A 23,544-nucleotide genomic window follows, 5' to 3' on the forward strand; every position below is an offset into this window, starting at 1 on the left:
AGACGGCAAGACGGCACATGAGATTTTCGAGCGCACCGTGCTTTCGGGCCATGTGGGCACCAGGGAACGCTCGGCCATCCAGATCACGACGGCGGCGGGCATCCTGACGGTGCTCGACATGCTGGCGGCGGGCGATCTGGCGCAACAGGGGTTCGTGGCGCAGGAAGAGATCGAGCTTGATGCGTTTCTGGGCAACCGGTTCGGGCGGGCGTTTGGTGCGGATCAGGCGGCGCGCAAGGTGGCGGAGATCAGGCGTAGCACACCCAGCCGCGGAAGCTCAGGCCGGCGTAGAACAGGGTAATATCGGTAAATCCGGCCTCTTTGAGCATCGCTTCTTCCTCCTCGGGGGCGAGGATGGTGAGGTTTGTGGCGATGGCGGTGCGGGCGGCCTGGTTTTGTGGATCGCCGCCGCCGAAGGCGATGTGGCGGGCGATCGATTGGCTGCGTTCGGGCTCGGTCTGGGCAAAGCTGATATGGGCGAGGACAAAGGGCGCGCCGGGGGCAAGGCGGCGGCGGATGTGGCGGAGCGTTTCGAGCCGGTGTTCGCGCGCGATGAAATGGAACGTCAAAAGGCACACCGCGCCATCGAAGGGGCCATCGGGGGCGTCCGCGATATATCCGTGATGGAGGCGGATGCGGGCGGCGTGGGGGCCGATGGTCTCTTTGGCCGCCGCGAGCATATCGGCTGAGGGATCGACGCCGTCAAAAGTCCAGCCGGGATGTTTTTCGGCCAGCGATTTGAGCTCGAGTCCGCCACCGGCCCCAAGCACCAGGATTTTCCCATTCCCCCGCACGCGCTCGGCCAGAAGCTGGGACGTCATGGCGTGCAGACCATCGAATCCGGGCACCTTGCGCGGCGTACCGGCGGCATAAGTGCTGGCGTGGCCGGCGCCGAAAGCGGAGGCTGTGGGGTTGGGGGTTTTCATGTAACTTTATGTGTGGCGGTTTGGTGGGGGTGTCAAAGTGGGCAGGCGATTCCGACATGACCAGCGGCTTGGCGTGAACTTGCGACCCCATTTCGGTCGTTACAACGTTCATCACCGTTGCCTGAAAGCAGACGCACTGTTGCGCCAACCTATTGACAGGTTGGCGCGTCGATCTAGACCATGCGACGTGTGATCATCGCGCCCAAAGCCACCGCCTGTTCATACGTTCTTTGATCCGTTTTAGTCCCTCTGGGGCCAGCGCTTGCGTCTTTCCTTCTCGCGGTTCTTTTATCGCTACGCTCGGAGCGAATGATTGCACTTATGAATTAGTAACCGTCTACCGCTTTACGCCCAATTTGCCGAGAGACGATATCGGAACCAGTTGACACGGGAATATTTCTGCTATTTACGTACGTTCAGGCGAAGCGGGCTTAACGTCCCAGCGTGAAGTGGGCCTATCTCTGATAAGAGCCCTTTCCGAGAGTACGCTGGTACGGGACGCCTTTACTGTAGTTCTTGTTTCGAATGGTACCAAAGATTCAAGGATGAAAGCGCACAGAAGCCACGCTTCTGATATCGCCATTTAAACGCTCTCATATGAATGCCCAGAAGGCCTCTCTGCGAAAACGCGGGAGGCCTTCTATCATTCCTACCTGATGCAATCGTCCACTAGCATGTTGATGCGCTCGCTCTTGGGCTGGAATTGGCCTCGTTGGCGGCATGTGATCGTTACGTCTGAAAGCTTCTTCCCGTTGCCTTCTCTGGTGAGATCGAAATGAAAGTCGTCAGCATAGGGACAGCCCAGCCGATAGAACCTAGTCAATGCTATGGCGGGGTCAGAATATGCATCTGAACTACCATGCCTGCCGCCTGACGCCTCCGCAGGCTGAAAACGTAAGCCCTTCGGCGAAATGTAAGCATTACGGGAGCGTGAGAAGTTCGTGCGCTTAAACTGGGTAACGTCGCCTTTATTGAACTCAGTGGCGGCGTTTCTGAGAAGGTCCATCAGCGGCCGCGCATTGTAGTTGATAGGCGGCAGAAAAAGCGGGGACCGATACGAGCTCATTGTCTCACGCAAAATTCCAAGAGAAAGCCGTGCATCTTCAATCTTCGCAAGAATTTCTGCGACCGTTTTATTCCTATTGTTATAGGTGGATATCGATAGTCCCATAGCCAGTGCGGAGTGGTGAAAGCGATTCAGAAGATCACTGACACACTGACCATTTTGGTGGATTAGTATTAGAAAATCAGGCTTGGTTAAGGTGCACGAGTGGCCGTTGGTTTTGCGACAGCTCACCCCCTTTCCATGAGCTAAACCGCACCCACGGGAAGCGTTCTGGCAAAAACCATTGGGCCGTTTAGTCGTACCAAATACGGCATCTAACGCCGCGTTCAGAGCATCATCAACATCCGATCGGCGGTAAAGCATGCCCTTGGATGATCTAAGACGAGCACCGGTGCCTCTAAATACGTAATTATCAGGATATCGCTTCCTGAGATCTGCAAGCACTCCATTTACGATTGTTCCTGGAATGCCAGCCAATACGATCGCGTACCGCATCTACCACCTTCTACGACAAAAGGCGCCCTAGTAGGTCGAGCGGTAACGAATATCCGTGTCGCTCGTTCGCTGGTATCTCGTCTATGAGATTCCGCAGAGCTCTGATGCCGGAACTATCTTTGCCGGAAGGGGCCCCCGCCTTTCGGCTACCGGCCTCGCTGCGCGCAAAATCGATCGGCTTTAGTCCATTCTCGATACACCACTGGTTGATCGAATTCGATATCTCTTCATCTCGAATATTTTTGGGGAGATGCGAGTCGGGAACAAATGCAGGCTCAATCTCAATTCCCTTCGAGGTTTCCTGCTGCTCGCCTTGAACATCTACGAAGTTATAAGGGCTATCCGTTTGTATGAACCGTCTGAAGCCTTCACGAATGGGTTTGGAGAAGGCTGTCCAAAACACTTTATCGAACCGAATAGCTTGTGGCTTGGACAGTTCAATGCTGTTGAGCCCGACCGCTAGAGTTGCTCCGCTTCCCGTAAAGGTAACCTGCTCCGCGAGGTGCTCTCGGATGATCTCGCTGAGACGCTTTCCCTCTGTTATCTCCTTGACCGGTTCACCCAGCTTGCGAGCTAGCTTCCCGCCAATTTGAGAGAGATAAATTGGCGCGCCGTCAGCTTCACGTAGAATCTCCACAATAGCATCGGTGAGCGACGAAGAATCCCACACCGGTGAGTCCCCTTTCTTCTTTCCAGCCATTTACTTCCCCCAAATGCTCACTTCAGCATCCTGCCGTTTGACTAACGCACATAGGCGAGCCAAGCCCGAAGTGAGCATACAACGACCATTCTTCATATTGCTCATGACATTTCAGCGCCGCCAGTTCAAGCCGTAAACCCGGCCATGCATAGTCGGACTTAAATTGACACGCGCAGTAGTTGCGGGCTGGGAGCTCACGAGTATTGAGCGAACGACGAGAGATCGGGCTTGTCGAAGGGCAGCGACCACTTGAATGGCCGCTTTTCCAACTCCGCCGCCGTTCCGCTGGTCACCTGATATTGGCGCGACCGGGTACTGGTTCCGGACTCGGGGCCAGGATCACGATCGGGAAGCGCTGCTCCCACCCCCACAGTTGCCACGGCCGGGCGGATAGGCTAGATCGGCGCCCCTTTTTGTTTTTGCCTCGGCGGCGCGGGTTTGCGGGCGGGGGTGGTTTGGGTCGGGTTTTCTCATGGCATCGCTTTATTGTGGGGTCGATTTCGGCACCACCAATTCCACCATCGGGGTCGTGGGCCCCGATGGCGCGCCGGTGTTGATTCCGGTCGAGGGGGACGCGGTGACGTTGCCTTCGGCGCTGTTTTTCAGTTTCGAGGATCAGAGCACCCATTTCGGGCGGTCGGCGGTGCATGAATATATGGACGGGGCCGAGGGGCGGTTCATGCGGGCGCTCAAATCGGTGCTGGGGACGGCCCTGATGGAGGAGACGACCCAGATCGGGCGCGAGCGGATCGGGTTTGAGGGGTTGATCGGGCGGTTTTTGAGCCATTTGCGCGACAGGCTGACCGCGCACACCGGGGCGATGCCCGAGCATGTGGTTTTGGGGCGGCCGGTTTATTTCGTCGACGGGGACCAAGGCGCCGACAGGACGGCGCAAAACCAGCTGGAAGCGGCGGCGCGCAGCGTTGGATTTTCCCATGTCGAATTTCAGTTCGAGCCGGTGGCGGCGGCGCTGCATTTCGAGCGCACGCTGGAGGCCGAAGCGCTGGCGCTGGTTGTCGATATCGGGGGCGGCACATCGGATTTTTCGGTGCTGAAACTTTCGCCGCAACGCCGGGCCAGCACCGACCGGCGGCGCGACATTTTGAGCACGACGGGCGTGCATGTGGGCGGGACCGATTTCGACCGGCAGCTCAACATTTTCAAGGTGATGCCCGAAATGGGGCTGGGCACCTTAACGCGCGATGGCAAGCGGGAGATGCCGCGCTGGTATTTTCACGATATGGCGACCTGGCACAGGATCAACCAGCTCTATCGCCCCGAAATCTTGCGCGACATGCGCGAATTGCAGCGCGAGGCGGCCGAACCGGACAAGCTCGAGCGGTTTCGGCACCTTCTCGCCCACCGCTCGGGACACCGGCTGGCCGGGCAGGTGGAGGCGGCAAAGATCGCTTTGACCGATACGCCGATGGTCGCCATCACGCTCGAAGAGCCGGGGCTGTCGCTGGCCATTCCCACAACGCGGGCCGAGTTCGAGGCGGCGAGCGCGGGGCTGACCGGCAAGATCGGGGCGGCGCTCGACGATGCGCTGGCTGCAGCGGGGGTGAGCGCTTCGGCGATCGAAACGGTGATCCTGACCGGGGGCGGCGCGCAGGTGCGGCAGGTGCGGGCGCTGGTCGATGCGCGCTTTGCCCATGCGCGGATCGCCCAATCGGACCGGTTCGGGGCCGTGGGGCTGGGGCTGGCGGTGGACGCGGCGCGGCGGTTTGCGTGAGCGGTGCTGAGCGGGGTCAGCTCGCCAGCTTTTTGACCCTTTCGATCAGCGCCATGGCGGCGGCGGGGTTTTTTTCCTTAAAACCGGAAATGACGAAGGCGAAGACGTCGCGGGGGGTTTCGGCGGGGGCGGGGGCAAAGCTGGGGAGATCGGCAGGGACGCCGCCTTTGGCGTAGGTCACGATGCGGTCGGCCCAGGCGTCGAGGTCTTTTTCCGAATAGCCTTTTTCGTTGTCCTCGGAGGTGCCCTGGAGGCGCAGATAGACGAAATCGGCGGTGGGGTCGGCGATGACGGAATATTGGGCGTCGGCGCCGGTAATCAGCGCCACGCCGTTCTCGCGGGCCAGGGCGACGGCTTCGGCGTTGGCAAAGCTTTCATGGCGGGCTTCGAGGGCGTGGCGGAGGGTTTTGTTGTCCTGGGTGGCGGGGAGGAGTTTGAGGAAGGCCGCGAAATCGGCGGGATCGAATTTCTTGGTGGCGGCGAGCTGCCAGTTGATGGGGCCGAGCTTGTCTTTGAGTTCAACGATGCCCGAGGAAGTGAAGCGGAGAACCGATTCGGAGGCGTCGGCCAGCACCTTCTTGTTGGTGGCGTAGCGGGTGCCCTTCAATGTGAACATGAAATCGGCCGGCACTTCGTCGTGCCATTTTCTGAAGCTTTCGGGCTTTTGGGAGCCGTAGAAGGTGCCGTTGACCTCGACCCCGGTCATGGTTGTGCCCATGTGTTCGAGCTCGCGCTTTTGCGTGAGTTTTTGCGGGTAATAGGTGCCGCGCCAGGGCTCGAAGGTCCAGCCGCCCACGCCGATGAAAATCCTGCCCATTGCCATTATCGCCTCCATCCGGTGTTGGCGGCGACATTATCATTGCGCCGGTTTGGCGACAGCCCGGATTTGCCCACGGGAGGAAAAAATCTGCGCCCGGGGGCAACCGAATGGGCGGCGGGGGGTTCAATCGGAGCGCCAAGGCGGGTAGCCTGCGGCGCATATTTCATCAGCCCATCTGCAGGTCCATGCCGCTTTCCATCCTCTCCCGCCTTTTTCAGTTTTTCGCCATACTCGTTGTTTGCGCCGGGCTGGCCGTGCCAGCCATGGCGCAATCGGAAAGCGGCGATGCCGCGAGCGAAGACCCGCAACAGGCGCTGAGCCAGTTGATCGAGGTGCTGCGCGACGATGCGGCGCGCGATGCGTTGATCGCCGAGCTTGAAGCGGGGCTTGAGGGCAGCGCGCAGACCGAGGGCACGGCCGAGGAACCGGCGGCAAGCGGCGAGGGCGATGAGTTGCGCTCGATCGGCGCGCAGATTTCGGAGGTGACGCGGTCGGCGGTGGACAGTACAATGGCCTCGCTGGGCCAGCTGGGGCGGCAACTGGCCGCGACGCCGGAAATCTTTTCGGCGCTCTCGATCTCCGAGCTCAACGCGCTGGGCGCCATTCTGGCCAATGTCGCCATTCTGGTGGTTGTGACCTATGGCGGGCTGTTTTTGATGCGGCGCATCGTGCGCGTTCCGCGCGAGCGGTTGCGGGCGGTGTTCGATTCAGGGGGCTGGGTCGCCAAGCCGGTGGCGCTGGTGCTCGAATTCATTCTCGACGTGCTGGCCGCGGCCATTCCCTATGCGGTGGGCTATGGCATCGCGGCGGCCCTTCTGGGCGAGGCCGGGGTGATCCAGCTCGAGCACGCGCTCTATCTCAACGCGTTCGTGATGGTCGAGATCGTCATGGCGATCATCTTGAGTATCGTGTCGCCAAACCTGCCCGAGCAGCGGCTTGTGCATTTGTCCGACAGCGAAGCGAAATCGGTGATGGGGTGGTCGCGTTTCATCATCTCGCTGTTTGTCTTCGGGCAGATGATGGTGCTGCCGCTGATCACCGCAAGCGTTTCGTTTGCGGCGGGGCGGGCCATCTCGGTCGTTCTCCTGCTGCTGACGCTGATTGCCATGGCGGTGGCCGTGCTGGTGGCGCGCCAGCCGGTCAAGCAAAAGCTGATGGCGATGATCGAGACCAGGGAGGCGCAGCGCGGGCTGGGCCTGCCGATCCGCAACTGGCACGTCTTTGCGCTGATCTACCTCGCCGTTCTGGCGGTGATCGCTCTCACGCGCACCAGCGTCCAGTTTCAGGCCTATGTGTGGGACAATGTGCAGGTGGTGATCGCCATCATGATCGGGGTGGTGATCCTCAATCTCATCAAGCGCAGCGCCCGCAACGGGTTCAACCTGCCCGAACGCCTGCGCCAGCGCTCGCCCGAGTTGCAGCGCCAGTTGCACAAGATCGTGCCCGCCGTGCTCAAGGTGGTGCGGTTCATCGTGATTGGCGCCATACTGGTGTTCTGCCTGCACAAACTGGGGTTCTTCAACTTCGTCGATTTCGTCGAAAGCGAGTTCGGGGCGCGGGTGGCCGGATCGGCGGTGACGATCCTTGTCATCCTCGGCGTTGCGATCCTTGCCTGGGTGGGGCTCAACACCTGGATGGACAGCCAGGTCAATCCGGACCTCGCTCCGGGCGCCACGGCGCGCAAGCGGACGCTGTTCGCGCTGTTGCGCAATGCGCTGACCATCGCGCTGATCGTCATCACGCTGATGTTCGTGCTGTCTGAAATCGGCATCAATATCGCCCCGCTGCTGGCCTCGGCCGGTGTTCTGGGCCTGGCCATCGGGTTCGGGGCGCAAAAACTTGTCCAGGACATCATCACCGGCATCTTCATCCAGCTCGAAGGGGCGATCGATGTGGGGGACGTGGTGTCGTTGGCCGGGATTTCGGGGGTGGTCGAGCGGCTGACCATCCGCTCGGTCTCGCTGCGCGACCTCGAGGGCTCCTTTCACATCATCCCGTTTTCCTCGGTCGATACGGTCACCAATTTCATGCGCGGCTTTTCCTATGCCGTCATCGACATGGGGGTGGGCTATCGCGAAAATGTCGAGGAGGCCCGGCAGGCCATGCTCGAGGCGTTCGAGCAATTGCGGGCCGATCCCGAACACCAGAGCGCGATCATCGACGATTTCGAATGGATGGGCGTCAATGCGTTCGGGGCGAGCGAAGTGGTGCTGCGGGCCCGCATCAAGACGCTGCCCGGCAAGCAATGGGGCATCAAGCGGGCCTACAATGCCATCGTCAAACGCATTTTCGACGAGCGCGACATCGAAATCCCCTTCCCCCACCAGACGCTCTATTTCGGGGTGGGCAAGGACGGCAAGGCCCCGCCCATGCATATGGTGCGCGAGGACGACGCTGCGGGCGGGGACACCCCGGACGCGCCGACTCGAACGCTGGAGGCCAAGCCCAGGCGCCGGCGGCAACGCAAGGGCGAAACCGAAATCGCGGGCAAGGACATGCCCGATGTGGACGAAGGGCCCGAAGACGAGACCTGAGGGCACAAGGAGACCATGATGACTACTTTTATCGCCGTGATGATCGTGTTAGGGGGCTATGCTTTCGGAAAGAAGCCAAAAGCCTGACATGTCCCCACTCGCCCATCCCTTCGACGCCGTCATTTTCGATATGGACGGAACGCTGCTCGATACCGAAGCGGTGTTCAAGGTCATCGTCTATGAAGTGTGCACGGAGATGGGGTTTGAAATGACCGATCTCGTACATGGACGGATGGTCGGCTCGTCGCACGAAGCGACCGCGGCGCTGCTGGTGGACAGTTTCGGCACCCATTTCCCCTATGAAATGTTCGACGACAAATGCCGGGCCTCCATGAAGATCCGCATGGCCGATGCCGTGCCGGTCAAGCCGGGCGCCGTGGAACTGGTCACGGCGCTGCGCGAACTCGATATTCCGCTGGCGGTGGCGACATCCTCGCGGGCCAATCACGCGCTGGGCCATCTCGAAGCGGCGGGTGTTATCGGGTTTTTCGATACCATCGTCACCCGCGACGACGTCATCAATCCAAAACCCCATCCCGAGCCGTATCTGACGGCGGCGCGGCGGCTGAACGTCGATCCGGTCCATTGCGTGGCGTTCGAGGATTCGGTTTCCGGGGTCAGGGCGGCCCATGCGGCAGGAATGCGCACCGTGATGGTGCCCGATCTGGTTGCGCCGTCCGACGATATCGCGGCGCTGTGCGTGGCGGTGCTCGAAAGCATGGCCCATGCTCATGAGCATCTGGTCTCCGCACCGCGGTCTGCAAATGGGTTGCAAGAGCATTTGCAAGTAAAATCAAGGGGATAGACACGACGCTCAGGTTGAGCTAGAGCCGTTCAGGATTTGATTGAATCAAATCCTTGGCTCTAAGCCCTTGTTTGTCGCGTGTCCGAACCGCAAAACCGGTTCCACTTTTGCCGGACACGCGCCAGGGGCATTGCCAACCGCGCTCCCCACCACCCGGATGTCCGCCATGACCCAGGTCCTCAAACTCGCCATCGGCAGTATCATTGTCGCTCTCGGCGTTCTGGCGCTGAAATTGTGGGCGGCGCAGATTACCGGATCGGTGGCTCTGCTCTCGGATGCCCTGGAATCGATCGTCAATCTGGCGACGGCGGTGGCGGCGCTGATCGCCGTGCAACTGGCGGCCCGGCCCGCCGATTCCAAGATGCCGTTCGGCTATTACAAGGCCGAGTATTTTTCGGCGGTGCTGGAGGGCGTATTCATCGTCGTTGCGGCGCTCTTGATCTTTTATCAGGCCTGGCAGGGGTTTTCGGCCCCCTCCCCGCTCGACGCGCCGTTCGAGGGCATTGCCATTTCCATGGTGGCGACGGCGATCAACTGGGTGTGGAGCGTGGTCCTGGTGCGCCAGGGGCGCAGATTGCAATCTCCGGCGCTCGAAGCGGACGGGCATCATCTGTGGACGGACGTGTTTTCCTCGCTGGGCGTGGCCGCGGGGCTGGTGCTTGTGGTCGTAACCGGTCAGCCCATGCTCGATGCGGCGCTGGCCGTGCTTGTCGGGCTCAACATCTTGTGGTCGGGATCAAGGCTTCTGGCGGCCAGCGTGGGCGGGCTGATGGATATTTCGGTGGGAACAGAGCGGCTCGACGCCATTCGCCAGACCATCGCCGACAATGCCGAGGGGGCCATCGAGGCCCATGACGTGCGGGCGCGCGAGGCGGGCAAGGCGGTGTTCATCGACTTCCATCTGGTGGTGCCGGCCGCCATGAGCGTCAAGGACGCGCACGACATCTGCGACAGGATCGAAATGGCGCTGCAGGATCGCGATTCCGGCGCCATCATCACCATCCACGTCGAGCCCGAGCACAAGGCCAAGCATTCGGGAATAGTCGTGTTGTGATTCAGGTGAGAGCTGGCTGCAAACGGGAGGAAGCTGCGCTTCCGGCCACGCCTTGCTGACCGATCCCCTGTCACCCCGGCCCCCGAGCCGGGGTCTGGTACACTCGGCGCTTGAGACAGTACCGCCAGCGCCGCCGGTTACTGGATCCCGGGTCTTCGCCCGGGATGACGGCGGTTAATATGAGGACCACGATCCTCCAATGCCGCTTCAGGCCAGGGCGGTCTCCGGGAAAAGCGGTGACGTTCGGCCAAGCGAATTTGCCTAAAATCCAACGGGCTTGAAGCACTCCCCGTTCAGTCCCCTTGTTTAGGGCTCTTTGCAATACGAGCCAAACACGATACAAATTAACCATTGATTAAGCTTAACATCGCGTTAATGGCTGGATCGGGTTAAAGGTCAGGGCAACGAGATAACGGCATCACTGTGAGGTGCCGAACCGGACAAGGGGACACATGGCGGGGCATTTGGCGCGGGGCAGACACGCCATCTTGAAGTGGGTGACAGGGGCCGTTCTCGGTCTCGTGAGCCTTTTTCCGGCGTATGGGCAAGAGGCGGTTCTGACCGCCGATCTGCTCAGCGACTACGTTTCCGAAGGCTATGTGAGCACCGCCGAGCGCAAGCAGGTCGCCGCCTCGGAAATTCACTGCCTTGCCCAGGCCATCTATCATGAATCGCGCGGCGAACCCGACCGGGGACAATGGGCCGTGGCCTCGGTGATCCTCAATCGCGTCGACAGCCGCACCTATCCCGACACCGTATGCGGCGTGGTGTTCCAGAACGCGCATATGGTCAATCGCTGCCAGTTTTCCTTTGCCTGCGACGGGCGCCCCGACGATGGCGGGCATGGCAACATCATCGACCGGGAAAGCTGGGTTCAGTCCAACATCATGGCGATGATCGCCTATCGCAAATCGCTTGAAGGCGGGCGCCCCGAGGATGGGCTGACCACCGCCATGCATTTCCACACAACCACGGTTTCGCCCTCCTGGGCCTCGGCCTATACGCAGGTCGCCGCGATCGGGAACCACATCTTTTACTGATTGATGGCGAGGTGCGGGCGCGCGCTGACGCTGGTATCCCAACTCCGCGTCATCCCGGGCGAAGACCCGGGATCCAGTAGCCGGCAGCGCCGGCGATTCTGTCTCACGCGCTGAGTGTACTGGACCGCGGCTCAAGGCCGGGGTGACAGGGTGGAGACTTTGGCACGTATAGAGCTTGCACAAAAGAAAACCCGCACCGGACGTATCCGGCGCGGGCCTTCCTCACTGTGAGACTGCGGGTGTCTTGAAGCCTTATTCGGCAGCCACCGCGAGGCGGGGGCCGGCTTCGGCGATCTGGGCGTCGGCGGCGGCAAATTTTTCGAAATTGGCTTCGAACAACCCGACAAGCCTGGCCGACTGGCGGTCATAGGCGGCCTTGTCCTGCCAGGTTTCGCGCGGGGTGAGCAGCTTTGAATCCACACCCTCGACGGCAAGGGGTACGGCAAAGCCGAACACCGGATCGATGCGGGCGGGCACATTGATCAATTCGCCCGAGAGCGCCGCGTTGAGCAGGCGGCGGGTGTCCTTGATGGAAATGCGCTTGCCAACGCCAAAAGCGCCGCCGGTCCAGCCGGTGTTGATCAGCCAGCATTCGGCAAGGCTCTCACGGATGCGCTTTTTGAGCATGCGGCCATAGACCGTTGGGTGCAGGCTCATGAACGGGGCGCCGAAACAGGCCGAGAACGTGGCCTGGGGTTCGGTGACGCCGCGCTCGGTGCCGGCCACCTTGGCGGTGTAGCCCGAGAGGAAATGATAGATGGCCTGTTCGGGCGAAAGCCTTGCAATGGGGGGCAGGACGCCGAAGGCATCGGCGGTCAAAAGCACGACATTGGTCGGCGTGGGGCCGGTGCCGGTGCGCGAGACATTGTCGAGCACATAAAGCGGGTACGCGGCGCGGGTGTTTTCGGTTTTCGAGCCGTCGTCGAAATCGGGCTCGCGGCTGTTTTCGTCGAGCACGACGTTTTCGAGCACGGTGCCGAAGCGCTTTGTGGCGGCAAAGATTTCCGGCTCGGCCCTGGGCGAGAGATTGATGGTTTTGGCGTAGCACCCGCCTTCGAGATTGAAGACGCCATCGTTGGACCAGCCATGCTCGTCATCGCCGATCAGGATGCGTTCGGGATCGGTCGAGAGCGTGGTCTTGCCGGTGCCCGAGAGACCGAAGAACAGGGCCGTATCGCCCCCTTTGCCGGTGTTGGCCGAGCAGTGCATGGGCAGAACGCCATCCGAGGGCGCATGGAAATTGAACAGCGAAAACACCGATTTCTTGATTTCGCCGGCATAGGCCGTGCCGCCGATCACGACGATGTTGCGCTTGAGATCGAGCGCGATCACCGTTTCGGAGCGGGTGCCGTGGCGGGCCGGATCGGCCTTGAAGGCGGGATTGTGCAGGATGGTCACATCGGGCGCGAACCCATCGAGCCCGGCGCGGGCCGGCCGGATCAAGAGATTGCGGATGAAGAGCGCATGCCAGACCGAAGGGGTGAGCACCTCGACATTGAGCTGGTGCTTGAGATCGGCGCCGGCGAAAAGCTGCTGGCCGAACAGATCGGCGCCCTTAAGCGATGCGGTGAAATCGGCGAGCAGGGTTTCGAACTGGGCCGGATCGAGCGCCGCGGTGTTGTCCCACCACACAAGATTGTCGGTCAAATCGTCGCGCACGATGAATTTGTCGGACGGGGAACGGCCGGTGAACCTGCCCGTATCGGCGACAAAGGCGCCGTCGGCGCTGAGCCGCCCCTGCCTGTTGGCAATGGCGGTTTCAACAAGGATCGGTGCGGTGTCGTTGAACCGGACCGAAGCGGCGTTTGCGGCGACGGATCTGGCAAGGCTCTGGCACGTCGTGGTCATCTGGGGCACTCATTAATGCTATGATATATCGAGCGCTACCTTAGGGCCGCACCCGTCCCCGCTTCCATCTGGCAATGGGTCGTAAGACGTTCGTCTAGAGGGGCTTTGCGTCCCTGGCCCGCGCGGCCCTTTGCGTGTTGGGGCGGCGCAATGAGGGCCGGCGGCGGCGGGACAAAGCCGCGCAGGGCGGAACCGGTGCGCGCGGCAGGCGTTGGTCTTGCCATAATTTACGCGTATTGTGCACGGCAAAAGTCAGCATAAAGAGTTCATTCAGGCGACATTGCAAAGTGCCGGGGGCCTTCTTACCTGCCGGGCGCTCGCAACAGATAAAGGGAAATTCATGCCCAAGATCGCTCTTGTCGATGACGACCGCAATATTTTGACGTCGGTCTCGATGACGCTGGAAGCCGAAGGTTATCAGGTCGCCACCTATACCGATGGCGCGTCAGGACTTGACGGGTTGACCTCGGAGCGGCCCGATCTCGCCATTCTCGACATCAAGATGCCGCGCATGGATGGCATGGAACTGTTGCGCAGGCTGCGGCAGAAATCGGACGTGCCGGTGATCTTTCTCACCTCCAAGGACGAGGAGATCGACGAATTGTTCGGGCTCAAGATGGGCGCCGACGATTTCATCACCAAGCCGTTTTCCCAGCGCCTTCTGGTCGAGCGCGTCAAGGCCGTGCTGCGCCGCGCCGCCGCGCCCAAGGAAGCGGGATCGACGGTGATCAATGGCGAGGAGGGCGCGCCCAAGACCTCGCTCGAACGCGGCTCGCTGGTCATGGACCAGGAGCGCCATACCTGCACCTGGAAGGGTCAGCGGGTGACGCTGACGGTGACCGAGTTTCTGATCCTTCTGGCGCTGGCCCAGCGGCCGGGCGTGGTCAAGAGCCGCAATGCGCTCATGGACGCGGCCTATGACGACCAGGTCTATGTCGACGACCGGACCATCGACAGCCACATCAAGCGGCTGCGCAAGAAGTTCAAGAGCACCGACGACAGTTTTGACATGATCGAAACGCTCTATGGGGTGGGCTACCGCTTCAAGGAGCAATAAAACAATGCCTTGGGCATTTGTTTGAAGGCGCTCCAGTTGGACGCAGGCGAGACCATTTCAGGATCGGCTCCCCCTTCGAAGGGAGAGGAAAAGGCCAAGGCCGCCCGGGAACGCCAGGCGGCCCGCCAGCCGTTCATGCGCCCGCTGTTCGCATTTTTCCGCGGATTGGGGCATCTGATCAACTTCACGTTCTTTTCCTCCCTCACCCGGCGGATCGTGATCCTCAACCTTGCAGCGCTGGCCGTTCTGGTGGCGGGGATCATGTATCTCAACACCTTCCGGGCCGGGCTGATCGACGTGCGCGTTTCCGCGCTGCGGGTGCAGGGGGAGATCATTTCGGCGGCGGTCGCGGCGTCGGCCACCGCGGATTCCGATTCCATCACCGTCAATCCCGACCGGCTGCTCGAGCTCTACATGGGGGATTTCCCCTCCTCCTACACACTGTTCGATCCGGCACTGGAATTTCCCATCAGTCCCGAGCGGGTCGCCCCGCTTTTGCGCAACCTCGTGACCCCAACCCGCACGCGGGCCCGGATCTACGACCGGGACGGGCTGATGATCCTCGATTCGAACAATATCTATGCCAGCGGGGAAATCCTGCGCTCTTCGAGCACGGAGGAGAGCGCACAGTCCCAGCCGTTCTTTTTTGCCGTCTGGAACTGGTTCAGCCGGCTTTTGCGCGGTGGAGACTATCCGGTCTATCAGGATTATCCGGCCCATGAGGGGCTGCGCTACCCCGAAGTGGCTTCGGCGCTCAGCGGTTCGCCCGCCGATATCGTGCGGGTCGATGAGCGCGGGCAGTTGGTGGTGTCGGTTGCGGTGCCCGTACAGCGCCAGCGCTCGGTGGTGGGCGCGTTGCTTTTGTCGACGAGCCCCGGGGAAATCGACGCCATCGTGGCCCAGGAGCGCTGGTCGATCCTGCGGCTGGCGCTGGTGGCGGCGCTGGTGACGGGCACGCTTTCGGCGCTGATGGCGGGCACGATCGCCGGGCCGATGCGGCGGCTTTCGGCGGCGGCCGAGCGGGTGCAAAGCTCGATGAAGGCGCGGGCGGAAATACCCGATTATACCGACCGGTCCGACGAAATCGGGCACCTTTCGGGGTCGCTGCGGGCCATGACCAACGCGCTTTACAACCGCATAGAAGCCATCGAGCGGTTCGCGGCCGATGTGGCCCATGAGCTCAAAAACCCGCTGACCTCGTTGCGCAGCGCCGTGGAAACCCTGCCGCTGGCCAGGACCGAAAAGGACCGCAAGCGGCTCGCCGACATCATCCAGCACGACGTGCGCCGTCTCGACCGGCTGATTTCCGACATCTCCAACGCCAGCCGCGTCGATGCGGAACTGGCGCGCGAAAACACCGAAATCGTCAATCTGGGCGAACTGGCAGAAGCCATCGTTTCGATCCAGGCCGATCTGGCGGCCAGCCGCGATGTGTCGGTGGTGCTCGAAATCGAGGACAGCAAATATGGGCCGCTGGTCAAGGGTCACGATACGCGGCTGGCGCAGGTCTTTACCAATCTGATCGACAACGCCGTCTCGTTTTCGCCCGACGGGGGCACGGTGACGGTGAGGATTTCGACCAGGGCCGAGAGCGTGATTGCCCGGGTGGAGGACCAGGGGCCGGGGCTGGGCGACACGGAAAAAGTGTTCCAGCGCTTTTACACCGACCGGCCCGAAGCCGAGAGCTTTGGCGACCATTCGGGGCTGGGGCTGTCGATTTCCCGCCAGATCGCGCAGGCCCATCAGGGCACGCTTGACGCAGGCAACCAAAGCAATGCAACTGGAGCGGTGTTTACCCTCACCCTACCCAGAGCGAAAACTTGAGCGCACAAAAGCACAACGCCCACGGCACCGGCATCCTGATCGGCCATCACGGCATCCTTCTCACCGGAGTTTCGGGGGCCGGCAAATCGCTTCTGGCGCTCGATCTGCTCGAACAGGCACGGCTACGGGGGGAAACGGCGCTGCTGATTTCCGATGACCGGGTGGTGCTGTCGAGCGATGAGGACGGGCTGATCATGGAAGCGCCCGAGACCATCGAGGGCATGATCGAATTGCGCGGGCGCGGTATCATCACGCTGCCTTTTGCCAAGAAGGCCCATGTCCATCTGGTCGTCGACCTTGTCGAAGACGAAGAGCGCCTGCTCGAGGAATCGGCGCTGACCACCAAAATCGAAGGCATCTGGGTGCCGCGCTGCCCGGTTCCGCGGCGCGGGCGGATCGACGGGCTGCACCAGCGGTTTTTAGTTCATGCTGCATTAAGAGCGCTTGGCGCCATATAGGCATGTCGGGTCCGATTTCGCGGGATGGCGGGCCGAAAAGACTTGAAACCTTTACCGTCCCGATCAAGACTCCGCCCCGGTTGCGCGGACAGAAAAAGGTAGCGAAGCGATCATGATGGGCTTGGTCCTCGTGACCCATGGCAGGCTTGCCGAGGAATTCCGATCGGCACTCGAACACGTCGTGGGGCCCCAAGACGGCATCGCTTCGGTCTCCATCGGTCCGGAAGACGATATGGAAGGCCGGCGGCAGGACATCATTGCCGCGGTGGAATCGGTCGATAGCGGGGATGGGGTTGTGATCCTGACCGACATGTTCGGCGGCACGCCCTCCAACCTGGCCATTTCGGTGATGCAGGATCGCGATATCGAGGTGCTCGCGGGGCTGAACCTGCCCATGCTGGTCAAGCTGGCGCGTATCCGGCCTGAAATGGCAATGCGCGACGCGGTGCGCCTTGCAGCGGAGGCCGGGCGTAAATACATTAACGTCGCCAACGACGTCTTAGGAAAATGAGCACAACCGTTACCGAGCCGGGCAAAGCCGTCTGCCAGCGGCTGACCATCTGCAACAAGCGCGGCCTGCATGCGCGCGCTTCGGCGCGTTTCGTGCGCACGGCCGATCATTTCGACGCGCAGGTCAGTGTGACCCGCGATGGCGTGACCGTGGGCGGGACCTCGATCATGGGGCTCATGATGCTTGCGGCGGGGCCGGGATCGACGATTTTGGTCCAGGCGACGGGCAATCAGGCTCGCGAGGCCGTCGAAGCGCTGACCGAGTTGGTCAGTTGCGGGTTCGACGAGGACCAGGACGGCGAACCGGGGGCCTGAGGGTACTTTCAGCGCCGGCGAAAGGACGCCCCAAAAGATGCTCAAGCGCATTGTCTGCCTGATCGGTGCCGCGCTCGGCGGCATAACACTGTCCCAAGCCCCGGAATATTCCCAGCAATACACCCAGCGCCTTGCCGGTGCCGTCGATGAATTGACGGCGATCATCGCGCAGTTCGATGCCGACGCCGCCCGGTTCGGGCTCACCCGGCAAGAGGGGCTGGAGCGCTATCAGGCCAGCGCCGACGGGTTTCTGACCGAACGCGGGATTTCCATGGAAACGGTGTTCAACCGCCACGAACGGCTTTCCACCCAATTGGCCGATCTGCGCCAGGCGCCGGCCGGAACCCAGCTTTTCGAGATCGCGCAGTATTTCGACACCGAAGTGGGCGCAGCCGCACTCGAGGATTTCGAGCCGGCCGTGCCGCTGACGATTGCGGGGCTGGCCTATGTGATTTTCGGGCTGGCTTTGGGGTTCGTGGTTTTCTGGGTGCTGGCCAGCCTGCTCGGCGCACCGTTCCGCAGGCGGCGGAGCCGGGTCAGGATCAGCCGGGCCGAGCGGATGTAGTGGCCCCACCCTCCATAGCAACATTGCTCAGTCTACCAGAAAGCCCTTTGGAGGAAGCATTTCAGCAGCGAGAAGCGCCCCGCGCTCGATCTCCGCGTCAGACAACTCAGGAGAAAGACTCGCTTCTATTGACGTAATCTCATCGAGCAGCCGAATAACGGTTTCATCATCAAACTGCGCCGCGGATGTACCCTCTTTCTCTTCAATCGCCTTGATTAGCTGCAGGGTCATTTCATGCACCAGAGCGGACGGGAGGTTGTGCTCCTCGTCCTCGAAGATATCTTTCTCATATCTATCAAAATTCTCCGCCTGCTTAATATAACGTGCTGTATAATAGAGGCAGGACCTAGCATCTTCCCGAGATTTTCCCTCGATTGCCTTCGCAATGATCATTTCTATCCGATCCTTATTACGTCAAACGCCGATTGCGGTAGGTCGGCCACGATATATTCATGAGACAGAGGATTAGCGCGATCCTTGACCTCGACTTTTTGATAATAAGGAACAGCTTCAACCCTTGAGATTACACATAGCAAGGGCCGGAACTGTTGAGGAGGGGCCATTTTGCAGATCGTATGAATTTCGCGCTTCTGATCATCAGTGATCTGTCCACGACTTGCCATTATATCTGCGCCCCGCCGAATTCCCATTTTATTAAGTTTAATCTTGGTGCCGTGTAAGTCGGCCCCATCAATCTCCTTCTTTATCGTCTGATATATTTCTAAAGGCGACGAGCTCGGCGGAACAGTAAAATGCGGGGACAAGAAGTCAGACCCAAAATAAGGCGTGCACCACATATAGTGGCGACCGCTATAATATTTCATATTAACATTGTAAGCGAGCGTCGTCATCGCGGAGTACAAGATAGGATGGGTAATCGTATTTAGACTCATTCCGTCTCGTATCCTGCAAATGTTCATTTCTTTCCGTAGATTATGTCGCGCTTTTCAACCTCGCAAGCATATATCAGCGCCTCAGTGAGCGTCTGAGGTAGATCTCGATGAGACCAAGGGTCTCCTTCGAGGGATATAAAACTTTCTTTATATCCCGGTTGCGGGAGCGGCCCTCTGTCTTGTATAAGCGGCCCACGCTTTTTTCAGTTATCAGACGTGGAGATCGGGCCGATGAGCGCCGCATCCAATTACGCCGTCAAGGACATCTCGCTGGCCCCCTATGGCCGCAAGGAAATCGAGATGGCCGAGATCGAAATGCCGGGCCTGATGGCCATAAGGGCCGAATATGCCGCCAGCCAGCCCCTAAAGGGGGCGCGCATTGCCGGATCGCTCCATATGACCATCCAGACAGCGGTGCTGATCGAAACGCTCGTCGCCCTGGGCGCAGACGTGCGCTGGGCGTCGTGCAACATCTTTTCGACCCAGGACCATGCGGCCGCCGCGATTGCCGAGGCGGGCATTCCGGTGTTTGCCCACAAGGGCGAAACGCTGGCCGAATACTGGGACTTTGCCGACCGCATTCTCGATTGGGGCAATGGCGAGGTCGCCAACATGATCCTCGACGATGGCGGGGACGCAACCATGCTGGTGCTAATCGGCGCGCGCGCCGAGACCGATCCTTCGGTTCTGGCCAATCCTTCCAACGAGGAAGAAGAAGAGCTTTTCCGGGTCATCAAGGCGCGGCTGGCGAAAGAGCCGGGCTTTTATTCCAAATGCCGCGCATCGATCAAAGGCGTTTCCGAAGAAACCACGACCGGCGTGATGCGGCTTTACCAGCTGCAGGAAAAGGGCGACCTGCCCTTCCCGGCCATCAACGTCAACGACAGCGTGACGAAATCGAAATTCGACAACAAATATGGCTGCCGGGAATCCCTTGTGGACGCCATCCGCCGGGGCACCGACGTGATGATGGCGGGCAAGGTGGCGATTGTTTGCGGTTATGGCGATGTGGGCAAGGGTTCGGCCGAATCCCTGCGCGGCGCCGGGGCGCGCGTGCTGGTGACCGAAGTGGACCCGATCTGCGCGCTGCAGGCGGCCATGGACGGCTATGAGGTGGTGACGCTCGAAGACGCGATTGAACGCGCCGATATCGTTGTGACCGCGACCGGCAACAAGGATGTTCTGACCATCGAGCATATGCGCCGGGTCAAGAACATGGCGATCGTTTGCAATATCGGGCATTTCGACAACGAGATCCAGGTTGCCGCGTTGCGCAACCTGAAATGGACCAACGTCAAGCCGCAGGTCGATATCGTCGAGTTTCCCGGCGACAAGAAGATGATCCTTTTGTCCGAAGGGCGGCTGGTGAATCTGGGCAATGCGACCGGGCACCCCTCGTTTGTGATGAGCGCATCGTTTTCCAACCAGACGCTGGCCCAGATCGAATTGTGGACCAAGGGCGAGGACTACGAAAACCAGGTCTATGTGCTGCCCAAGCATCTCGACGAGAAGGTCGCGAGCCTGCATCTGGCAAAGCTGGGGGCCAAGCTGACGACGCTGTCGGCGGCGCAGGCCGATTATATCGGGGTGCCGGCAACCGGGCCGTTCAAGGCCGATCACTACCGCTATTGAGGCACTGCAGCCGAAACCCTTGACGCTGCCGGTTACTAGATCCCGGCTCAGGGCCGGGATGACGGCAGAGGGTTTGAGGGCCGGCGCGTTAACCTTTATGAACGGATCTGGGGCGCTTCGGCGCCCCTTTTGTTAACCTTTTGAGGAACAAATCAGGATCAGAAAGGCTGCTCGGGACTGTGCAAGCCCTAAGTTATCCACGGGCCGTCAGTTTGACTCTTTTTCGCGATTCGCGGCGCGGTTATGGTTAACTGATTCGGGGGGCTTTCCGGCCACCTCAGGGGCAGTCAAGGCAAATCATTGAGCAAGAGGGCATCAGGAATGCAGCCGGCAGGATTCCGGAAATTTACGGGATTCATGGCCATTGGCGTTGCGGGCGCAGCTCTTTTTGCCGCCTCCCCGGCCCTTGCCGCTCCCTTTGCAGCCACCGCCATATCGGGCGCCGCCCCCTACACGATGGCGCTGGGCGCCGCCGGGTTCGGGCTGGTCGCAACGCTTTTGGCGCTCAAATGGCGGCGCGAGGCGGAAGTGGCACAGCTCGATGCCAGCGAAAAGCTGGGCGCGATGCGCGCCGCGCTCGATGAATTCGAGGGGCTTTTGGCCGGGATGCCCGAAGTCACCATCATCTGGCGCGACACGGGGATCGAGCCTTCGGTGATCGGGCCGATCACGGCGCTCTTGCCGGGGGAAAACCGGCCCCATGCGGTGCTCGAATTCCGCTCATGGCTCGAAGACGAAGCGGCGCGTGCGCTGGCGGGACGGCTGACCGATCTGCGGATCGAGGGGCGGGTTTTCGAAACATCGGTGACCGCGCGCGACGGGCGGATCATCCGGGCCACAGGGCGACTGGTGGGCGGCGCGGCGGTCGTGCGGCTGCGGCCCTCGGGCGCCAATGTGGAACCCCCGCTCAAGGGTGCGGATCTGACCCGCCTGCCCTCTCCGGGCGAAGCGCAGGCGATCCTTGCGAACCTGACCATCCCGGCCTGGTTGCGCGACAAGGACGGGCTGCTGATCTACACAAATGCGGCCTATCTTCATTTTACCCGCACGCTGGGGCTCAAGGGCGAGCGCGGCACGGCGCCCGACATTTTCGACGTGGCAACACGCGAGCGGCATTTGAAGGCCATCGAGGATGCGGCCGATACGATTGCCTTTACCGAGGAGCACGCCATTGCCGGGGGGCTCGAACTTGTGCTGTTTCCGCTTTCGGGCGGCAGCGCGGGCTATTGCTACTTGCCCGTGGCGCGGGCCAAGCCGGCCGAGACCGAGGATCCCGAGCCCGATCTGGGGCATCTGACCACGGTGATCGATGCGTTGGCGACGCCCATTGCCGTGTTCGACAAGCGCCAGCAACTGACCCATTACAACACCGCTTACGCCAATTTCTGGGGACTGGACACGGGCTGGCTCAACACAGAACCCAATGAAAAGGCGATCCTGGACAAATTGCGCACGCAAGGGGCGCTGCCGGCGGAGACCGATTATCGCGACTGGCGCGGCAAGCATTTGATGAGCTATGCGCTGACCGCGCCGCGCGAGGTGCCCTGGTATCTGCCCGACGGGCGCTGCGCCAATGTGATCGCCGCCCCCGCGACAGGCACGGGCGGGGTGATCTATGTCTTTGAAGACATGACCGAACGGCTGGCGCTGGAAACACGGCACAATGCGCTGATGCATGTGCAGCGCGAAACGCTCAATGCGCTGACCGAGGGCGTTGCGGTGTTTGGCACCAACGGGCGGCTCAAACTGCACAACCCGCGGCTCTCGATGCTGTGGAAGCTGCCCATGAACACGCTGGGCAACCATCCCCATATCGACGAGGTCGCAAGGGTCTGCGCCGAAGCGTTCCCCGAGGACGGGCGGCGCATCTGGGGGGATTTGAAACAGCGGATCATCGATCTCAACCCGACCCGATCCGACACCAAGGGGCGGATCACCCGCGCCGACGGGCGGTTGCTCGATTATGCGGTGGTGCGGCTGCCCGACGGGCAGACCATGATGACCTTCGTCGATGTTTCGGAAAGCGCCAATTACGAGCGGGTGCTCAAGGAACGCAACGAGGCGCTGATCGCGGCGGATCGGTTGAAAGATACCTTCGTTCAGAACGTTTCCTACGAGTTGCGCTCGCCGCTGACCAATATCATCGGCTTTGCCGATCTTCTGGCCTCGGGCGAAGTGGGGCCGCTGACCGACAGGCAGCGCGCCTATACCGATTATATCCGGTCTTCGAGCGCCAATCTGGGGCTGCTGATCGACAACATTCTGGACCTGGCGACCGTGGATGCGGGAATTGCCCAGCTCAATCCCGAAATGCTCGACATTTCCACGCTGATCGAAAAGGCGCGGGCCGGGCTCGATGCGACGTTTTCGGGCGGGGACGAAAAAGTCGATCTGGCGGTCGAGATCGAGGACGATCTGCCGACATTCGTCGCCGATGGCACGCGGATCGTGCAGGTGCTTTACAATCTCTTGTCCAACGCGGCGCGGTTTTCCGATCCCGGGTCGCAGGTGCGGCTCAAGGTCTCGGCGCGGGGACATGAGCGGATCGCCTTTGCGGTCGAGGACGACGGGGTGGGCATACCCGAGGATGTGCGCAACGCGATGTTCCAGCGCTTCGAGGGGCAATCGGTCGAGGGGCGCCAGCGGGGCGCCGGGCTGGGACTGGCGATCGTCAAGACCTTCGTCAATCTGCATGGCGGCTCGGTTCTGATCGAGGGCCGCCAGCCGCGCGGCACGCGGGTGACGGTGATCATCCCGTCCAACACCGCGCTGGCCCAGAACGCGGGCGAATAGGGTCATGATCGCGCTGTTCGCGCCCGATGCGGCAGCAACCGACGCCATCGGGGCGGCGATTGCCGGCCATCTTCGCGCGGGCGATATCGTAACGCTCGAGGGCGATCTGGGGGCGGGGAAGACGGCGCTGGCGCGGGCCATCATCAGGGCGCGGCTCAATGAACCCAACCTCGAAGTCCCCTCGCCCACTTTCGCCATCGTCCAACCTTATCGTGGCATCGTCCATGCCGATCTTTACCGGCTGGCCGATGAATCGGAAATCGACGAGTTGGGGTTGATCGAGGACGAGAACGACATCGTGCTTGTCGAATGGCCCGAGCGCGCGCCCTCGCTTATGCGGCGGCCGGGGCTGGGGATTGCCATCGGCATGGGGGCTGCGGGCAACGGGCGCGTGTTGAGCGTTATCGCAAGAGGCCGCGAACCTAAGGGGCTGGCCGATGCGCTTGCGCCGTGGCGGGTCGAGGAGACACAATAGGT

20 protein-coding genes and 1 pseudogene are annotated in these 23,544 nt (G+C 61.2%); 15 read left to right on the forward strand and 6 right to left on the reverse strand.

Annotation, left to right across the window (positions count from 1 at the left end; all coding sequences use genetic code 11):
- Nucleotides 1-301 (forward strand): annotated as a pseudogene (locus AACZ55_RS04855) (hypothetical protein); the annotation flags it as partial.
- On the opposite strand, the gene AACZ55_RS04860 reads toward AACZ55_RS04855, so the two are convergent.
- The 3 genes from AACZ55_RS04860 to AACZ55_RS04870 all read right to left on the reverse strand — a co-directional run bounded on the left by AACZ55_RS04860 (nucleotide 249) and on the right by AACZ55_RS04870 (nucleotide 3,187).
- Nucleotides 249-926 carry a class I SAM-dependent methyltransferase gene (locus AACZ55_RS04860; protein WP_339643706.1) on the reverse strand — a complete coding sequence of 226 codons (678 nt, stop codon included), beginning with the start codon at nucleotides 924-926 and terminating at the stop codon, nucleotides 249-251. The pseudogene AACZ55_RS04855 and the gene AACZ55_RS04860 overlap by 53 nt on opposite strands.
- A gap of 649 nt (nucleotides 927-1,575) precedes the next feature.
- Nucleotides 1,576-2,487: a hypothetical protein gene (locus AACZ55_RS04865; RefSeq protein ID WP_339643709.1), complete on the reverse strand. Its 912-nt coding sequence runs from the start codon at nucleotides 2,485-2,487 to the stop codon at nucleotides 1,576-1,578.
- Between the two features lie 10 nt (nucleotides 2,488-2,497).
- Entirely contained in the window at nucleotides 2,498-3,187 is a 690-nt protein-coding gene (locus AACZ55_RS04870; RefSeq protein ID WP_339643712.1) for a hypothetical protein, read from the reverse strand.
- Between the two features lie 472 nt (nucleotides 3,188-3,659).
- On the opposite strand from AACZ55_RS04870, the gene AACZ55_RS04875 reads away from it, so the two are divergent.
- Nucleotides 3,660-4,919, forward strand: coding sequence for an Hsp70 family protein (locus AACZ55_RS04875; RefSeq protein ID WP_339643715.1), 1,260 nt, complete (start codon nucleotides 3,660-3,662; stop codon nucleotides 4,917-4,919).
- Nucleotides 4,920-4,935: 16 nt separating this feature from the next.
- Here the strand turns inward: AACZ55_RS04875 and AACZ55_RS04880 are convergent, their stop codons facing one another.
- Complete coding sequence (locus AACZ55_RS04880; protein ID WP_339643718.1) at nucleotides 4,936-5,742, reverse strand: DUF72 domain-containing protein; 807 nt, start codon at nucleotides 5,740-5,742, stop codon at nucleotides 4,936-4,938.
- A gap of 182 nt (nucleotides 5,743-5,924) precedes the next feature.
- Between AACZ55_RS04880 and AACZ55_RS04885 the strand changes: the two genes are divergently transcribed.
- The 4 genes from AACZ55_RS04885 (at nucleotide 5,925) to AACZ55_RS04900 (ending at nucleotide 11,172) form a co-directional block, all read left to right on the forward strand.
- On the forward strand, nucleotides 5,925-8,273 hold the full coding sequence (locus AACZ55_RS04885; RefSeq protein WP_339643721.1) for a mechanosensitive ion channel domain-containing protein: 2,349 nt from the start codon (nucleotides 5,925-5,927) through the stop codon (nucleotides 8,271-8,273).
- 88 nt (nucleotides 8,274-8,361) lie between these two features.
- A complete protein-coding gene (locus tag AACZ55_RS04890; RefSeq protein WP_339643724.1) occupies nucleotides 8,362-9,078 on the forward strand; it encodes an HAD family phosphatase in 717 nt (238 codons plus the stop codon).
- A gap of 166 nt (nucleotides 9,079-9,244) precedes the next feature.
- Nucleotides 9,245-10,132 (forward strand): cation diffusion facilitator family transporter, encoded by an 888-nt coding sequence (locus AACZ55_RS04895; RefSeq protein ID WP_339643727.1) that lies wholly within the window; start codon nucleotides 9,245-9,247, stop codon nucleotides 10,130-10,132.
- A gap of 497 nt (nucleotides 10,133-10,629) precedes the next feature.
- Nucleotides 10,630-11,172: a cell wall hydrolase gene (locus AACZ55_RS04900; RefSeq protein ID WP_338610763.1), complete on the forward strand. Its 543-nt coding sequence runs from the start codon at nucleotides 10,630-10,632 to the stop codon at nucleotides 11,170-11,172.
- 252 nt (nucleotides 11,173-11,424) lie between these two features.
- On the opposite strand, the gene AACZ55_RS04905 is transcribed toward AACZ55_RS04900, so the two are convergent.
- A complete protein-coding gene (locus AACZ55_RS04905) occupies nucleotides 11,425-13,020 on the reverse strand; it encodes a phosphoenolpyruvate carboxykinase (protein WP_339643730.1) in 1,596 nt (531 codons plus the stop codon).
- 340 nt (nucleotides 13,021-13,360) lie between these two features.
- Between AACZ55_RS04905 and AACZ55_RS04910 the strand changes: the two genes are divergently transcribed.
- The 6 genes from AACZ55_RS04910 (at nucleotide 13,361) to AACZ55_RS04935 (ending at nucleotide 17,749) form a co-directional block, all read left to right on the forward strand.
- Nucleotides 13,361-14,077, forward strand: a complete 717-nt coding sequence (locus AACZ55_RS04910) for a response regulator transcription factor (protein WP_338608236.1) — start codon at nucleotides 13,361-13,363, stop codon at nucleotides 14,075-14,077.
- A 36-nt stretch (nucleotides 14,078-14,113) separates the two neighbouring features.
- Nucleotides 14,114-15,901 carry a sensor histidine kinase gene (locus tag AACZ55_RS04915; RefSeq protein ID WP_338608237.1) on the forward strand — a complete coding sequence of 596 codons (1,788 nt, stop codon included), beginning with the start codon at nucleotides 14,114-14,116 and terminating at the stop codon, nucleotides 15,899-15,901.
- Nucleotides 15,898-16,359, forward strand: coding sequence for a hypothetical protein (locus AACZ55_RS04920; RefSeq protein WP_338608238.1), 462 nt, complete (start codon nucleotides 15,898-15,900; stop codon nucleotides 16,357-16,359). The genes AACZ55_RS04915 and AACZ55_RS04920 overlap by 4 nt, the downstream gene beginning before the upstream one ends.
- A gap of 112 nt (nucleotides 16,360-16,471) precedes the next feature.
- A complete protein-coding gene (locus tag AACZ55_RS04925) occupies nucleotides 16,472-16,870 on the forward strand; it encodes a PTS sugar transporter subunit IIA (protein WP_338608239.1) in 399 nt (132 codons plus the stop codon).
- A complete protein-coding gene (locus AACZ55_RS04930) occupies nucleotides 16,867-17,184 on the forward strand; it encodes an HPr family phosphocarrier protein (protein ID WP_014132637.1) in 318 nt (105 codons plus the stop codon). The genes AACZ55_RS04925 and AACZ55_RS04930 overlap by 4 nt, the downstream gene beginning before the upstream one ends.
- A gap of 37 nt (nucleotides 17,185-17,221) precedes the next feature.
- A complete protein-coding gene (locus AACZ55_RS04935; protein ID WP_339643735.1) occupies nucleotides 17,222-17,749 on the forward strand; it encodes a DUF2937 family protein in 528 nt (175 codons plus the stop codon).
- Between the two features lie 27 nt (nucleotides 17,750-17,776).
- On the opposite strand, the gene AACZ55_RS04940 is transcribed toward AACZ55_RS04935, so the two are convergent.
- Nucleotides 17,777-18,142 carry a hypothetical protein gene (locus tag AACZ55_RS04940; protein ID WP_339643738.1) on the reverse strand — a complete coding sequence of 122 codons (366 nt, stop codon included), beginning with the start codon at nucleotides 18,140-18,142 and terminating at the stop codon, nucleotides 17,777-17,779.
- Between the two features lie 731 nt (nucleotides 18,143-18,873).
- Here AACZ55_RS04940 and ahcY point away from each other — a divergent pair.
- The 3 genes from ahcY to tsaE all read left to right on the forward strand — a co-directional run bounded on the left by ahcY (nucleotide 18,874) and on the right by tsaE (nucleotide 23,542).
- Nucleotides 18,874-20,274, forward strand: coding sequence for an adenosylhomocysteinase (ahcY, locus tag AACZ55_RS04945; protein ID WP_338608241.1), 1,401 nt, complete (start codon nucleotides 18,874-18,876; stop codon nucleotides 20,272-20,274).
- A gap of 357 nt (nucleotides 20,275-20,631) precedes the next feature.
- A complete protein-coding gene (locus AACZ55_RS04950; protein WP_339643741.1) occupies nucleotides 20,632-23,067 on the forward strand; it encodes a HAMP domain-containing sensor histidine kinase in 2,436 nt (811 codons plus the stop codon).
- Between the two features lie 4 nt (nucleotides 23,068-23,071).
- Nucleotides 23,072-23,542 carry a tRNA (adenosine(37)-N6)-threonylcarbamoyltransferase complex ATPase subunit type 1 TsaE gene (tsaE, locus tag AACZ55_RS04955; protein ID WP_339643744.1) on the forward strand — a complete coding sequence of 157 codons (471 nt, stop codon included), beginning with the start codon at nucleotides 23,072-23,074 and terminating at the stop codon, nucleotides 23,540-23,542.
- The last annotated feature ends 2 nt before the right edge of the window (nucleotides 23,543-23,544 follow it).

Source organism: uncultured Pelagibacterium sp. (genome assembly GCF_963972885.1).
Classification (GTDB): Bacteria; Pseudomonadota; Alphaproteobacteria; order Rhizobiales; family Devosiaceae; genus Pelagibacterium; species Pelagibacterium nitratireducens.

What these genes read in the sequence shown, in the direction of transcription:
- AACZ55_RS04860 (WP_339643706.1), bottom strand. Translation starts at nt 926, where the DNA reads ATGAAAACCCCCAACCCCACAGCCTCCGCTTTCGGCGCCGGCCACGCC.
- AACZ55_RS04865 (WP_339643709.1), bottom strand. Translation starts at nt 2,487, where the DNA reads ATGCGGTACGCGATCGTATTGGCTGGCATTCCAGGAACAATCGTAAAT.
- AACZ55_RS04870 (WP_339643712.1), bottom strand. Translation starts at nt 3,187, where the DNA reads ATGGCTGGAAAGAAGAAAGGGGACTCACCGGTGTGGGATTCTTCGTCG.
- AACZ55_RS04875 (WP_339643715.1), top strand. Translation starts at nt 3,660, where the DNA reads ATGGCATCGCTTTATTGTGGGGTCGATTTCGGCACCACCAATTCCACC.
- AACZ55_RS04880 (WP_339643718.1), bottom strand. Translation starts at nt 5,742, where the DNA reads ATGGCAATGGGCAGGATTTTCATCGGCGTGGGCGGCTGGACCTTCGAG.
- AACZ55_RS04885 (WP_339643721.1), top strand. Translation starts at nt 5,925, where the DNA reads ATGCCGCTTTCCATCCTCTCCCGCCTTTTTCAGTTTTTCGCCATACTC.
- AACZ55_RS04890 (WP_339643724.1), top strand. Translation starts at nt 8,362, where the DNA reads ATGTCCCCACTCGCCCATCCCTTCGACGCCGTCATTTTCGATATGGAC.
- AACZ55_RS04895 (WP_339643727.1), top strand. Translation starts at nt 9,245, where the DNA reads ATGACCCAGGTCCTCAAACTCGCCATCGGCAGTATCATTGTCGCTCTC.
- AACZ55_RS04905 (WP_339643730.1), bottom strand. Translation starts at nt 13,020, where the DNA reads ATGACCACGACGTGCCAGAGCCTTGCCAGATCCGTCGCCGCAAACGCC.
- AACZ55_RS04910 (WP_338608236.1), top strand. Translation starts at nt 13,361, where the DNA reads ATGCCCAAGATCGCTCTTGTCGATGACGACCGCAATATTTTGACGTCG.
- AACZ55_RS04925 (WP_338608239.1), top strand. Translation starts at nt 16,472, where the DNA reads ATGATGGGCTTGGTCCTCGTGACCCATGGCAGGCTTGCCGAGGAATTC.
- AACZ55_RS04930 (WP_014132637.1), top strand. Translation starts at nt 16,867, where the DNA reads ATGAGCACAACCGTTACCGAGCCGGGCAAAGCCGTCTGCCAGCGGCTG.
- AACZ55_RS04935 (WP_339643735.1), top strand. Translation starts at nt 17,222, where the DNA reads ATGCTCAAGCGCATTGTCTGCCTGATCGGTGCCGCGCTCGGCGGCATA.
- AACZ55_RS04940 (WP_339643738.1), bottom strand. Translation starts at nt 18,142, where the DNA reads ATGATCATTGCGAAGGCAATCGAGGGAAAATCTCGGGAAGATGCTAGG.
- ahcY (WP_338608241.1), top strand. Translation starts at nt 18,874, where the DNA reads ATGAGCGCCGCATCCAATTACGCCGTCAAGGACATCTCGCTGGCCCCC.
- AACZ55_RS04950 (WP_339643741.1), top strand. Translation starts at nt 20,632, where the DNA reads ATGGCCATTGGCGTTGCGGGCGCAGCTCTTTTTGCCGCCTCCCCGGCC.
- tsaE (WP_339643744.1), top strand. Translation starts at nt 23,072, where the DNA reads ATGATCGCGCTGTTCGCGCCCGATGCGGCAGCAACCGACGCCATCGGG.